This is a genomic window from Streptomyces sp. NPDC059455, from assembly GCF_042750115.1.
Lineage (GTDB): Bacteria > Actinomycetota > Actinomycetes > Streptomycetales > Streptomycetaceae > Streptomyces > Streptomyces endocoffeicus.
This window is the reverse complement of the sequence record NZ_JBHYVB010000015.1, coordinates 28,091-41,255: the sequence shown is the minus strand read 5'-3', so window position 1 is coordinate 41,255 and position 13,165 is coordinate 28,091. Positions and strand designations below refer to the sequence as shown.

At 70.2% G+C, this 13,165-nt stretch carries 11 protein-coding genes; 6 read left to right on the top strand and 5 right to left on the bottom strand.

All coding sequences use genetic code 11. The features are described 5' to 3' along the window. Positions 1-15: 15 nt before the first annotated feature. The gene (locus ACFXB5_RS07595) at positions 16-1,311 is read right to left on the bottom strand and encodes a flavin-containing monooxygenase (protein WP_385203717.1); all 1,296 of its coding nucleotides are present in this window, start codon (positions 1,309-1,311) and stop codon (positions 16-18) included. 473 nt (positions 1,312-1,784) lie between these two features. On the opposite strand from ACFXB5_RS07595, the gene ACFXB5_RS07590 reads away from it, so the two are divergent. Both ACFXB5_RS07590 and ACFXB5_RS07585 read left to right on the top strand, forming a co-directional pair. Beyond that, positions 1,785-3,086: a family 2 encapsulin nanocompartment cargo protein terpene cyclase gene (locus ACFXB5_RS07590; RefSeq protein ID WP_385203714.1), complete on the top strand. Its 1,302-nt coding sequence runs from the start codon at positions 1,785-1,787 to the stop codon at positions 3,084-3,086. 17 nt (positions 3,087-3,103) lie between these two features. Continuing rightward, the gene (locus tag ACFXB5_RS07585; protein ID WP_385203711.1) at positions 3,104-4,000 is read left to right on the top strand and encodes a geranyl diphosphate 2-C-methyltransferase; all 897 of its coding nucleotides are present in this window, start codon (positions 3,104-3,106) and stop codon (positions 3,998-4,000) included. A gap of 76 nt (positions 4,001-4,076) precedes the next feature. On the opposite strand, the gene ACFXB5_RS07580 is transcribed toward ACFXB5_RS07585, so the two are convergent. After that, a complete protein-coding gene (locus ACFXB5_RS07580; protein WP_385203709.1) occupies positions 4,077-5,021 on the bottom strand; it encodes a LacI family DNA-binding transcriptional regulator in 945 nt (314 codons plus the stop codon). Positions 5,022-5,436: 415 nt separating this feature from the next. Here ACFXB5_RS07580 and ACFXB5_RS07575 point away from each other — a divergent pair, with 415 nt between their 5' ends. The 3 genes from ACFXB5_RS07575 to ACFXB5_RS07565 are packed head-to-tail and all read left to right on the top strand — an operon-like array spanning position 5,437 to position 10,397. Continuing rightward, positions 5,437-7,008: a purine-cytosine permease family protein gene (locus ACFXB5_RS07575; protein ID WP_385203707.1), complete on the top strand. Its 1,572-nt coding sequence runs from the start codon at positions 5,437-5,439 to the stop codon at positions 7,006-7,008. A gap of 59 nt (positions 7,009-7,067) precedes the next feature. Then, complete coding sequence (locus ACFXB5_RS07570) at positions 7,068-9,944, top strand: hypothetical protein (RefSeq protein WP_385203704.1); 2,877 nt, start codon at positions 7,068-7,070, stop codon at positions 9,942-9,944. Between the two features lie 6 nt (positions 9,945-9,950). Then, entirely contained in the window at positions 9,951-10,397 is a 447-nt protein-coding gene (locus ACFXB5_RS07565) for an RbsD/FucU family protein (RefSeq protein WP_385203701.1), read from the top strand. Between the two features lie 37 nt (positions 10,398-10,434). On the opposite strand, the gene ACFXB5_RS07560 is transcribed toward ACFXB5_RS07565, so the two are convergent. The 3 genes from ACFXB5_RS07560 to ACFXB5_RS07550 all read right to left on the bottom strand — a co-directional run bounded on the left by ACFXB5_RS07560 (position 10,435) and on the right by ACFXB5_RS07550 (position 12,493). Then, positions 10,435-11,004, bottom strand: coding sequence for an AAA family ATPase (locus ACFXB5_RS07560; protein WP_385203698.1), 570 nt, complete (start codon positions 11,002-11,004; stop codon positions 10,435-10,437). 201 nt (positions 11,005-11,205) lie between these two features. Then, positions 11,206-11,514, bottom strand: coding sequence for a hypothetical protein (locus ACFXB5_RS07555; protein ID WP_385203696.1), 309 nt, complete (start codon positions 11,512-11,514; stop codon positions 11,206-11,208). A gap of 154 nt (positions 11,515-11,668) precedes the next feature. Then, positions 11,669-12,493 carry an oxidoreductase gene (locus ACFXB5_RS07550; protein ID WP_385203693.1) on the bottom strand — a complete coding sequence of 275 codons (825 nt, stop codon included), beginning with the start codon at positions 12,491-12,493 and terminating at the stop codon, positions 11,669-11,671. A gap of 38 nt (positions 12,494-12,531) precedes the next feature. Here ACFXB5_RS07550 and ACFXB5_RS07545 point away from each other — a divergent pair. After that, on the top strand, positions 12,532-13,165 hold a 634-nt coding region (locus tag ACFXB5_RS07545), incomplete at its 3' end, for a TetR/AcrR family transcriptional regulator (protein ID WP_385203690.1).

The window sequence follows — 13,165 nt, the reverse complement described above, 5'->3', positions numbered from 1 at the left end:
GCTCCTCGTTGCTGCTCAGTTCTTCCAGGCGGTCGGCGTGGCGCCGGGCCGGTCGCCGGCGCCGTACGCGAGGTAGCCCCGCTGGGTCGTGATGTGGTCGGCGACGTATCGGGCGTCGTGCCAGACGCCCCAGATGAAGCTCGATCCGCGGCGGGACAGCCAGGGCAGGCCCAGGAAGTAGACGCCGGGCTCGGACGACACGCCGCGCCGCTGGTCGGGACGGCCGTGCTCGTCGAACGCGTCGACCTCGAGCCAGCTGTAGTCGGTGGCGAAGCCCGTCGCCCAGACGATCGAGCTGACCCCGGCCCCGGCCAGGTCGAGCTCCAGCCGGGGGTCGGCCACGCCTTCCGGGTCCGGTCCGAGGACGTGGGCCGCCGACTCCTCGGGGAGGTCGAGCCCATTGCGCTCGACGTACGCGTCGGCCGCCCGGAGGAGTTCGAGGTACTTGGCGTCGCCGAGCGCGATGTTCGTGGCGAGATCCGGCGCGAAACGCAGCACTCCGTCGTCGTAGGACGCGGTCAGACCGACGAGCTCGATGCCGTCGGCGGCCAGGGTACGGAAGTCCACGGTGTGGCCGCCGCGGGCGCCGCTGACCGCGATGGTGACGTGTTCGGCACCCTGCGGAGGCGTCTCCGCGTCCCAGCGCCCGAGCACACCGAGCCACCAGCAGAAGTCACGTCCCCGGTACTCGCGGGCGGGGCGGTCGTGCGGACCGACGGAGAGGAGCACCCGGCGCCCGGACCGGCGCAGCTCATCGGCGATCTGCACCCCCGAGGACCCGGCCCCGACCACGAGGACCGCGCCCTCGGGGAGCTGCCCCGGATTGCGGTACCCGCTGGAGTGGATCTGCACGGGGACGGCGCCGTCCGGGACGATGGGCGGGATCACGGGCCGCTGGAACGGTCCGGTCGCGGCCACGACGAAGCGCGCGTCGATGGCGCCCTCCGACGTCTCGACCCGGAAGCCGGGCCGACCGGTGGGCTTGCGCACCGAGGTCACCTCGACACCGCACCGGATCGGGGCACCGATCTTCTCGGCGTACGTGACGAAGTAGTCCGCGATCTGGTCCTTCGAGGCGAAGGCGTCGGGGTGGACGCCGGGGTCGACGTCGGAGAACTCCAGCCCCGGGAACCGGTCGTGCCACGCGGGCCCGTTCGCCACCAGGGAGTCCCACCGCTCCGACCGCCACCGCTCGGCGATCCGGTCCCGCTCCAGCACGATGTGCGGCACCCCGTGGGCCGACAGGTGCTCGCTCATCGCCACGCCCGCCTGGCCCGCCCCGACGACGACTACTTCCGTCTCTTCACTCAACGTCCAGCCTCCACTCAGGCGGTGGTCCATCCCGGTGTCGCGTTGACCGGGCCACCGCACGAGGGATCCTTGGACATGGCCGTAGTTCTGTCCAACAGATGTTTCCGTGGTAGGCGATCTGATTTATAGATTCAGAAATCTCGACCGAGGACCCGGGGCCAGGTAGGCGATGATCGCCGTCGGGTCCGTCCCCGGGCGGATCCGGGCGGGGCGGTGGGGTATCGAGGACTCAGACCACCGGCCACCCGGGCAAACATCGCGCGGGACTAGATCATCTTATCGAGTTAATGTCAATGGCTTCTCAGGGCCGACCGGGCGCACCAGCCGCTAGTGTTCCCGAGGATCTGGACGGATTCCTGAATGTTTGCCCCCTCTCTTCCTCTTTCCCGGTGACACGCACGCCAGCGACCTCTGGGACAGCCACCCACCCCCAACCTCCGGGACAGCCACCCCACCCCACCGAGGAGCCATGCATGCCCGCCCCTGAGCCTTCCCCTCCGCAACCGAGCCTGCCTGCGGCCGCTTCCCGCTCCGGGGCGAACGTCCTCGCCGAGGCCGCCGCCCGCGCCCACGACATCAAGGCCGCCACCGGTCTCCGCCCCCCTGTGTCTTCCTCGCCCGCCCCGACTCCCGTCGACATCCCTCCGGTCGACGTCCCTGCCGTCGAGGTGCGGACACCCGGCGCCGACGTTGAACGGATCCTGCGTGGTCCAAACGGCCTCGGCACGGCGGGCCTGCGCCTGGCACGGCGCGAGGAGCCGCCGATCCCACCGACGCCACCAACGGTTCCAGCGGAAGGCAACCCGATCCCGGGCCTCTACTACCACCCGGTGCCGGAGCCCGACCCCGTGCGGGTGGAGGAGCTCGGCCGCAGGATCAAGGCCTGGGCATTGGACGAGGTCGACCTGTACCCCGAGGAGTGGGAGGAGCAGTTCGACGGCTTCTCCGTGGGGCGCTACATGGTCGCCTGCCATCCGGACGCTCCCACCGTCGACCACCTGATGCTCGCCACGCGCCTGATGGTGGCGGAGAACGCGGTGGACGACTGCTACTGCGAGGACCACGGAGGTTCGCCCGTCGGCCTCGGTGGACGCCTTCTGCTGGCGCACACCGCACTTGACGCCCTGCACACGACGCGGGAGTACCAGCCGCGGTGGGCGGAGTCGCTCCACTCGGACGCGCCGCGGCGCGCCTACCGCTCCGCCATGGAGTACTTCGTCCAGGCGTCCAGCCCCTCCCAGGCCGACCGGTTCCGGCACGACATGGCCCGACTGCACATGGGGTATCTCGCCGAGGCCGCCTGGGCGCAGACGGACCACGTCCCCGAGGTGTGGGAGTACCTGGCGATGCGCCAGTTCAACAACTTCCGCCCCTGCCCCACCATCACCGACACCGTCGGCGGCTACGAGCTACCGGCCGACCTGCACGCCCCGCCCGCCATGCAGCGGGTCATCGCGCTCGCCGGAAACGCCACCACCATCGTGAACGACCTGTACTCGTACACCAAGGAACTCGCCAGCCCAGGCCGGCATCTGAATCTGCCCGTGGTGATCGCCGAACGCGAGGGCCTCTCCGACCGCGACGCCTATCTGAAGGCGGTCGAGGTCCACAACGACCTCATGCGCGAATTCGAGGCCGAAGCCGCGGCCGTGGCCGTCGCCTTCCCCGTCCCGACCGTGCAGCGTTTTCTCCGGGGCGTGGCCGCGTGGGTCGACGGCAACCACTACTGGCACCAGACCAACACCTTCCGCTACAGCCTGCCCGATTTCTGGTAAGAAGAATGGAACCATCTGTGACCAGCACCGACCTCGGCGCCGACGTCGCCGCCTCCGCCGGCGCCGCCATGTTCATCCCCGCCCCGGCGACCCCCTACCAGGGGGACATCGCCCGCTACTGGGACCGCGAGGCCAGGCCCGTGAACCTGCGTCTGGGCGATGTCGACGGCCTTTACCACCACCACTACGGCATCGGAGAGGTCGACCGCACCGCCCTCGGCGACGCCGACGACAGCACCTACGAGAAGAAGTTGATCGCCGAGCTCCACCGCCTGGAGTCGGCACAGGCCGAACTCCTCCTGGACCACCTCGGCCCCATTGAACGTGACGACACGCTCGTTGACGCCGGCTGCGGCCGCGGCGGCTCGATGGTCATGGCCCACCAGCGCTTCGGGTGCCGGGTCGAGGGCGTCACACTGTCGGCCAAGCAGGCCGACTTCGCCAACGAGCGCGCCCGCGAACTCGGCATCGAGGACCACGTCCGCGCCCGCGTCTGCGACATGCTCGGAACGCCCTTCGAGACCGGGCGGGCCGCGGCCTCGTGGAACAACGAGTCAAGCATGTACGTGGACCTGGAAGACCTCTTCGCCGAGCACTCCCGCATCCTCGCGATCGGCGGCCGCTACGTGACCATCACCGGCTGCTGGAACCCGCGTTACGGCCAGCCCTCGAAGTATGTCTCCCAGATCAACGCGCACTTCGAGTGCAACATCCACTCCCGCCGGGAATATCTGCGCGCCATGGCCGACAACCGCCTCGTACCGCAGGCCGTCATCGACCTGACCCCCGCGACCCTGCCCTACTGGGAGCTGCGGGCCACGTCCTCACTGGTCACAGGGATTGAAAAGGCGTTCATCAACTCCTACAAGGACGGTTCCTTCCAGTACCTGCTCATCGCCGCCGACCGCGTCTGATCGCCGGTCTCCGTTCCGCGCGTCGGGAGCATGGGGCCCAGCGGGCGCTCGTGCTCCCCACTCCGGGAGCGGCCGGTCAGCCGCTGGAACCGCGGACCACGAGTTCGGGTGTCAGGACGACGTCATCGCTGCCGCCGTCGAGGAGGGCGAGGGAGGCCTCGACCATGCGCTCGGCGGTCGAGCCCAGGGTGGTGAGCCCCGGCGCGGCGGTGTCGGAGATGTACGTACCGTCGAAGCTCGTGATCGCGTACTCGGCGGGCACCCGTTTACCGGCGTGCTGAAGCGCCGTCAGCAGGCCGAGCGCGACGGTGTCGGCGGTGCAGATGATCGCGTCTGTGTCGCCGGGGTTCGCGAGCAGGAGCTTCGCCGCGTCGGTGCCGCTCGCCACCGTGAAGTTCGGCATCTCCAGAACCCGGTCGTCCGGCCCGGCGAGCGCGCGGAACGCGGTTGTGCGCTCGATGCTCGACGAGGAGTCTTCCTGCGCGTCGACCATCAGGATGCTGCGGCGGCCCCGCGCCCGCAGGTGTTCCACGAGCAGGCGGACCCCCGCCGCGTTGTCGAGCCGTACCGACGGCGCTTCGACGCCTCGTGCGCGGCGGTCGACCTGCACGACGCGGTTGGACCGCGCGAGCTCCGTGATCGCCGCGCCACTCCGCTCGAACGCCGCGGGCACCACGAGCACCGCGTCCACCAGCACCCGGTCCATGGCGCCGAGCTGGCGCTGCTCGGTCTCCGGGCTCTCGCCGGTGTCGATCGTCACCAGCCGCTTGCCCTGAAGATCCAGGCGGCGCGAATACGCCGACACCAGCTCCGCGAAGTACGCGTTCGCGATCGCCGGAACGACGAGCGCCAACGAATCCGTCGACTGAATCCGCAGCGCCCGCGCCGCCGCGTTCACCCGGTAGCCCAGTTCCTCGCATGCGTTCCGCACCCGCAGCGCCAGCTCCGGATCGACATTGCGCTGAACGCCGGAGAGCACACGGCTCGCCGTCGGCACTGACACCCCCGCGCGCAGCGCCACGTCCTTCAAGCCTATGCGCGCGCCCATCCTGATCTCCCCTGATTCCTGCCCGCCGATGCTATCAGGACGGTCTCGACGACCCATTGACGCGGCGGGGGCTGCCGTGCTTGGGTTCGGAAATGGTTTTCCCGGCGATGAGCGTACGCTACGACGACCGCCCGCCGCAGGCCCCGGCGGCCGACGGTTTAGCGGCCCACCCCGCCGCTCAGCGCTCCGCCTGACCGCCGCACACGCCTCCCACCGCGGGCGCGACGGCGGTGATCGCGCACGGCGTACGTCCCACACGGAGCCGCGTCGTCCCCGGACGCGGTCGGCGCACCCCTCGAACGCGAACCCACGACTTCCCCGAGCCCGAAGCCCGAAGCTCGACCATCCGCTCCTCCCCACCTCGCCATACGTCGAAAGGCGCCCTTCCATGAGCAATGAGGCTCAGCAAGGTCGTAGAGGCACGACCGTCGAATCGAACGGCGTCAATCCCGTTCCCGATGCCGAACGGCGCGGGAAGCCGCAGGGGCTGTTCGCCGTGTGGTTCGCCTGGAACATCTCGATCCTCGGCATCAGTTACGGCATCTTCGTCTTCGGCCTCGGTCTGAACGTCTGGCAGACGATCGTCGCCGGGACCGTCGGCTACCTCATCTCGGCCACCCTCGTCGGCATCCTCGCGGTCGGCGGGCCCCGCACGGGGCTGCCGACCCTCGCCCAGACGCGTTTCGCGTTCGGCATGAAGGGCAACAGGATCCCCGCGTTCTTCGCCTACCTGTCCAATATGGGCTGGAAGGTGACGATCATCACCCTTGCCTCGACCACCGGTGCGAACCTGTTCGCGAAGCTGTGGCCATCGGCGTTCGCCGACGCGGACGGGTCGAGCACCACGACCACGATCGTGCTGTGGTTCGTGCTCGTGCTCGCCGTGACGATGACGGTCTCCGTCCTCGGCCACGAGCTCATCATGAAGGTCGAGGTCTGGATCTCATGGGTGACCGGCATCATGACGGTCGCGTTCCTCGGATTCATGGTGCCCGAGATCGAGTGGGCGCACCTCGGTGACACCCCCGCGGGCGGACCGCTGGTGTTCGTCGGCGGCATCATCATGGCGATGACCCTGGTCGGCCTCGGATTCCTCAACTACGGCGGCGACTTCGCCCGTTACCTCCCGCGCGACACCCCGGCGCGCGGCGTGATCAGCTGGACGGTCACCGGGCTCAGCCTGCCGGTCGTCATCCTCCTCGCCGTCGGCGCGCTTCTCGTCGGCGGGGATTCCAAGCTCGGTGCCGCCACGGCGTCCGACCCGATCGGGGCGCTCACCGCACTCCTGCCGATGTGGTTCTTCATCCCCTTCTCCATCGTGATCGTCATCTCGCTCGTTTCGGCCGCCATCACCGGCATGTACAGCTCCGGCCTCGCGCTCATGGCCGTCGGCGTACCGCTGCGCCGCTCCGTGACGACCGCGATCAACGCGATCATCATCGCGGCGGGCGCCTTCTACCTGCTGTTCATCTCCACCTCGTTCCTCGCGACGTTCCAGTCGTTCCTGTCGCTCATCGCCGTGATGATGGGCACCATGGGCGGCATCCAGCTCATCGACTTCATCCGGCAGAGCCGCATGGGCTGGAACACCGACATGGCGAACCCGCGCGGCTACGGCGGCCGCGACGGGCGCTGGACGGCGATTCTGAGCCTGATCACCGGAACCGTCGTCGGTCTCGGCCTCGTGACCAGCTCCGACCCGAACTTCGCGAAGATCACCGGGTTCCTCCTCACCGAGAAGGGCCGCACCGGGGTGTTCGGATCGAGCGGACTCGGCATCGTCATCGCCCTGGCGCTCGGCGCCACGCTCTACGCGATCCTCACGTTCGGACTCCGGCTGGACCCGAAGCCCGACTACTCGCTCGTGGCCGCGGGAGACACTCCGCCCGAGGAGCGCACATCCGAGCTCCCGAGTCCCGCCCCGGCCGTCAGGCACGTGGCCGACCGCACCGAACGCTGACCGACCTGGTGGCGGCGAGGCCCATGCGGACCTGGCCGCCGCTCGAGGAGCTGACATCCGTGTCCGCCTTGCCTGTTCTGCCTGCCTCGTCCGCGCATGAGACCGCGCTGCGCCGATTCCGGCACCCGGACCCCTGGCATGCGCCCGCCGCCTACTGGTTCTGGCACCGGCTACCCGACGAGGACACGATCCGCGCCCAGGTGCGGCAGATGCACGACGCCGGGATCCGGAGCTTCCAGGTACAGGCGCGGCTGTCGTACCCGATCGGGGGTTACCTGGACGACGACTACCTCGCCGCATGCCGTACGGCCGTCGAAACGGCCGCCGAGCTCGGCATGATCGTCGGCATCTATGACGACTACAACTGGCAGACAGGTCACGCCGCGGGCCGCGCCGTGACCGGACACGACGAGCTGCGCGAACGGCATCTGTTCTGGGTGCGGATCCCCGCGGGCGCGAGCGAGGGCTCGCTCAGCGGGATCCGCTCGGCGACGGAGAACCTCGGCCCGGCCGCGATGGACTGGCACTACGAGGGCGGCGTCGTCGCCTGGGCCGACTGGCGGCTCGAGTACGCGCTCGTCGTGGAAACCGTGGAAACCGTGGAAACCGTGGAAGCCGTGGCAACCATGGAAGCCGTGGAAGGGGAGCAGGACAGGGCCGCCGGGCGGCCCGAGCTCGTCGACCGCCTGGACGGCGCCGCCGACAGGTGCCGGGTCCGCCTCGTCGAGCCCGTGCCCGACGGCGCGGAGGCGATCGTGTTCGTCTCCGCCCGCTGCGCGACCTCCCGGCTCGTGAATCCCGTCGACCCGGTCGCGGTCGATCGCTTCATCGAGGCCGGCTACCAGCCCTTCGCCGACGCCCTGGGCGACTTCTTCGGCTCCACCGTCGCCTACATGTTCTTCGACCAGCCGCACGCCGTGTACTACGACTGGGCGGAGCGCACGGGAGACCTGCGTTCGGCGATGCCGTTCCACGAGAGCCTGGCCGTCTCGATCCGGGAGCGCTGGGGCGGGCGGACCCCCCAGGTGCTCGCCGCCGTGCTCGACGGGGACGACCCGGAGCGGCTGAGCCTCCGCGCCCAGTTCTACGAGCACTTCAGCGGCTACGCGATGGAGACGTTCCTCGGCAGACTGCGCACCTGGAGCCACGCCCACGGGCTGCGTCAGTCCGGCCATGAAGTCCTCGGGCACGTCGGCGGCTGGGCGCTCGACACCGCGTTCGCGAACTGGGACCTGCGCGTGAACTTCGGACTCGACCACTTCGGCGTGGACGGCTACCGCGACCTCACCGCGGTGGACGCGCAGGACGCCCTGGTGCAGCTCAGCCCCGTGTTCGGCGACTCGGTCGCCCGCCACCACGGCCGCGGCGGGACGATGGTCGAGCAGTACTTCGTCACCCCGCCCGAAGGCGGGACCCCGTGGTCCGGCCACTGGGGGCTCACCTTGCAGGAGTTGCGCACAACGGCGATCAACCACCATCTGCAGGGCATGCGACAGATGATCTTCCACGGCTTCTACCAGACCCACGGCCATGGAGACGATCACGAGTCGCTGCGGAATCCGCGCTTCGACTTCCCCCCGGGCATCAACTTCGAGCCGTGGTTCGCCGATCACCACCCGCGGTTCGCGCTCGAGAGCGCGCGGCTGAGCGAATTCCTCGAACCGGTGTCACCACAGAACGACGTGGCGGTCCTGTACCCGTTGCGTACGGTGTGGACCGCGGGTCAGCTCGGCGAGCAGGCGTCGGCGATGGGCGAGTGGGCCCGCGCGTTCACCGAATCCCGGGTGGGCTTCCACCTCGTGGACGAACGCGATCTCGAGGCCGCCGCCGTGGAGGAAGGCGCGGTGTGGATCGGGGACCGCCGGTACCGGGCGCTCGTGCTCCCCGCCGTGACGACGCTGCGCTCGGCCGCGTCGCTGCGCCAACTTCGCCGCCTGACCGAATCGGGCGTACGGGTGCTCGCCGGCGGCGCGACGCCCGCCGTCTACCAGGAGGGCCCACAGACCGCCGCCGAGGACTGGGCGGACCTCGCCCCCGCCGTGGAGATGTTCCACGCGGTCCCCGAGGAGGCGGTCCTGCGCGGGCTCGCCGCACAGCGTGGCCGGACTGAACCAACCCTGCGCGTGCCCGCGGGCTCGCCGGTGCGCTGGCGCGGCGGCCCGGACACGGCCGACGGCTTCCGCTTCGCGTGCTTCACCGAGACCGAAGGGACGGTGGAACTCCTGCTGCCCGACGGGCCCTGGCACATCGAGGAATGGGAGGCCGCCGACGGCACCGTGCGCACCCTCGAAGCAGCCGGGAACCCGGTCGCGCTGCGGCTGGAGCAGAACGCGCTGCGCCTGTTGCGTGTGTACAGGGACGCGGAGCCCGCTTCCGGTCGGGCGGCGGACACCACGGAGGATTCCGAGGCCGCGGCCGGTCACGGCACACCGCGGTGGTCGGCGCCGGAGACGCTCGAGTCCGGCTGGCTGCTCGAGGTCGCCGAGGACGCGCACGAGGAGGCGGGCACCCGCCGCGATATCGCGGTGACCTGCGGCTGGGAGCGCCAGGGCCTTCCGGCGTTCGCGGACACCGCCGACTATGTGCGGCGGATCGAGCTCGACACACCGGTCCCACTGGAGCTGGCGCTCCCGGCCGTCGCCGGAGCCGTGGCCGTGTCCGTGAACGGCACGCGGGTGGCGGAGCGCGCCTGGGCGCCGTACCGCGTCACGATCCCCGCCGACGCCCTGCGGCCCGGGAGTAACGAACTCCGCATCCGGGTCGCGCCGTCGGCGGCCAACCGCTACTACGCCGGGACCGGGCTCCGCGCCGGGCCCGAGCCGTGCGGGCTGCTCGCGCCGCCACTACTGCGCCACGCGCTGGGGACTCCGAACCCCGGTGCGTCCCCGGACGGTTCCGGCTCCGGCCCCCGCTCATCCTCGATCACGGAAAGGTGATCCATCGTGCTCAAGGGACTCGACCCGCTCCTGACCCCGGACCTGCTGTACACGCTCGCGCGGATGGGACACGGAGACACCATCGCCATCGTCGACAGGAACTTCCCCGCGCACTCCGTGAACGACCGGGTGATCCGGCTGGACGGCACCGACGTCGTCTCGGCGGGCCGGGCGGTGCTCGGACTGCTGCCGCTCGACACGTTCATCCCCGAGCCCATCGCGAGGATGGAGGTCGTCGGCGACGCCACCGCCGAACCGCCGGTGCAGACGGACTTCATCGCCGCCGCGGAGGAGGCATCGGGCCGCCCCGTCGCGGTGGAGACGGTCGAGCGCCACGCGTTCTACGCGCGCGCCCGCTCCGCGTTCGCGGTGGTCATCACGGGCGAGGACAGGCCGTACGGATGCTTCCTGCTCACCAAGGGCGTACTCCCGGAGTTCTCTCCGGAGGGCTGATGGCCTGCCGCCGGGCCGTTGGGCGACACGGCAGCGATTACGCCAGCGTGAAACGGCCTGCCCGCAGCCCAACGGCGATGTCCTCGGCGGTCCGCTCGACAAGCTGGGCGCTTGAGTCGACCACATGGCTCTCGAGCGCTCCGAGGTCCTCGAACGCTCCGTACAAGCCGACGATCGGTTCGACTTCCTTGAGTTGCCGCTCCTCGCGCCGACTCGCTCGTGAGAGCACCACGTCCAGGCTCGGCCGCAGGACGATGTAGGACAGACCGAGATCGCGCTTCCGGCATACGGCGCGGAAAGACTCCAGGATCCATGGCCCGAGGATGCCGTCCAAAATGACGTCATAACCACCTGCGACGTATGCGCATGCCGCATCGGTCATGACGTTGTGAACAACCTCGTTCTGACGTCGGGCATCCGGGAGATACGGCGGAATGAAACCCGACCGTATCCATACGTAAAAGGAGTCCGTATGCAGGTGGACGGTGGGCCGTACGGCGGTCGACGAAATGATTTCCGCGATGGTCGACTTTCCGGCTGCCGGAGGTCCGCCGAGCAGCACCAGGCTGCCGGTCCGCGGATTCACGGTTTCCGCTTCGGTTGGCAATTGGGGGCTCCTTACGGGGCGGGTAATGCCGGTGGAGCCTAGCCGAGAGAATTCGGGAAATCTAAGCGGCGAAACAAGGAAATTTCGTCAAGCGACCTGCCGGTGATCCGCGCCACATCGATTAGTGGACCGGCATGGGTCTGACCACCGTCAGTGGCGGGGTCGGACCCATGCCGGTGTTCATGAACCCGCCTCAGAGGTTCAGCGCTGAAGGCGGTCGAGCGACCGTGGCGCGGCGTCGTCGGACGGTCGGCCGGCGAGCAGGCAGGCCTGGGCCGCGCGCGAGGGCGGGATCCCCTGTCCGGCCAGAATGCTCAGACACTCCGGGCCATTCCCCGCGGCGCCGGCCTCGCATGCTTCCTGAATGGCGTCATCGTCCCGTCCCTGCCCTTCGAGTAACTCGGCACACGCCTCGTCGTCGGCATGGGCGGGAGCCGCCAACACCCCCAGCGGCAGGAGCGCCGCCGCGGCGACGACGGCAGCGGTGACCAGACGGCTTGCACGAACCATTTGAGCCTCCCGTGGTGTGAGAGCGACCGGGGTCGGTCGCCAGGCCCCGTTGTCGCACTCTCCGCTCGAGCCTCGTCCAGACGAACACTCGAACGTCGTGCACGCTCCGGTCGAGGACGGCCCCACACGTCCGCCCGCGTGGCGAGGCCGGGCGTCACACCTGGGCGAGGATGCCTCCGTCGACGCGGAACTGGGATCCGGTGAGCCAGCGCGCCCGCTCCGACACCAGGAACGCGACCAACTCGGCGGCGTCCTCAGGGGTTCCGGGGCGGTTCATCGGCACGTTCAGCCGCGCCGCGAGATCGCGCTGCGCCTCCTCCAGTGAAACCCCTTGCCGGTCGGCGATCTGCTGATGGTGCGCGATCGCCCCCGGGGTGGCGATGAAGCCCGGCAGGACACACACCACCCGCACCCCGGCCGGGCCGACCTCGGCCGCCAGCGAGCGGCTGTAGCTGTTCATGGCGGCCTTGGCCGCCGCGTAGGCGGCCTGGCCCGGCTGCGGCAGGTGACTCGCGATGGACGAGACATGCACCACGACCCCCGAGCCGCGCTCCACCATGCCCGGGACCAGTTCCTGGTCCAGCCGGACCGCGGACAGCAAATTGACCTCGAGGTCCGACCGCCAGGTTTCCTGCGGCCGGGTCAGCGTGTCCTCCGGGGCGCTGCCGGCGCCGGCGTTGTCGATGAGGATGTCCACTCCGTCGGCCGCGTCGCGCACCCGCTCCGCCAGCTGTCGCGCTCCGTCGGGGTCCGCCAGGTCCGCGGTGAAGAACCGGGCCGGCAGCGAACCCTCGGGCGGCGCCGTTCTGGCCGCCGCGAACACGGTCGCGCCCGCCGCGGCGAGTCGCCGCACGATCGCCGCGCCCAGCCCGCGGCTCCCGCCGGTGACCAGCGCGCGCCGTCCCGCGAGCCCTTCGTCGGGAATCGCCCGGGGCACGCGGCTCCCACCAGCGGGTACGTTGCTCTCTGTGCCGTTCATGCGGCCAGAATACCTGACTTACCAGTAAGGCAGTTTTCATGGGAGAGCAAGCCGATCGAAGGCGCACCGACACGCGTCGACGCGTACGGGCCATCGCGCTGGAACTGTTCACCGAGCAGGGCTATGAGCTGACCTCGTTGACTCAGGTCGCCAGGCAAGCGGGCGTCACCAGGCAGGCCGTACTGCACCACTTCGCGAACAAGGAGGAGCTGCTCACCAGTTCCTACGAAGAACTGCTCCCGGCGCTCGACGTCATCATCGAGTCCGCACGCGCCCACCCGCCTTCCACCGCGAGCCGCATGCGAGCCATCGAGCGGTTCGACGCCCTGGTCCGCGGCGAACACGGCGCCTCACTGGTGTGCGCCCAGCTCAACGAGCACGCCCTGCGCGGCCTGACCGCCGCGCGCACACTTCAGCAGCGGCTGGACGACCTGACCCGCGCACTCGCCGCCGGCGAAGGCCCCGAGGGCACGATGCGCGGACGGCTGGCCCTGTCCGCCGTGATCATGGCCGTGGCACGCGGACGCGAACTGGGCGGCCGGCAGGCAGAACGCCACAAGGCCGCGCTCGCGGTGGCCCGCTCACTGATCGGGTCCGAGGACGCGGCTCCCCGCCCCCGCCCGCGCGCCCCCCCGCCCCCCCCGCGCGGCGGGGGGCCGCCCCCGCGCCCCC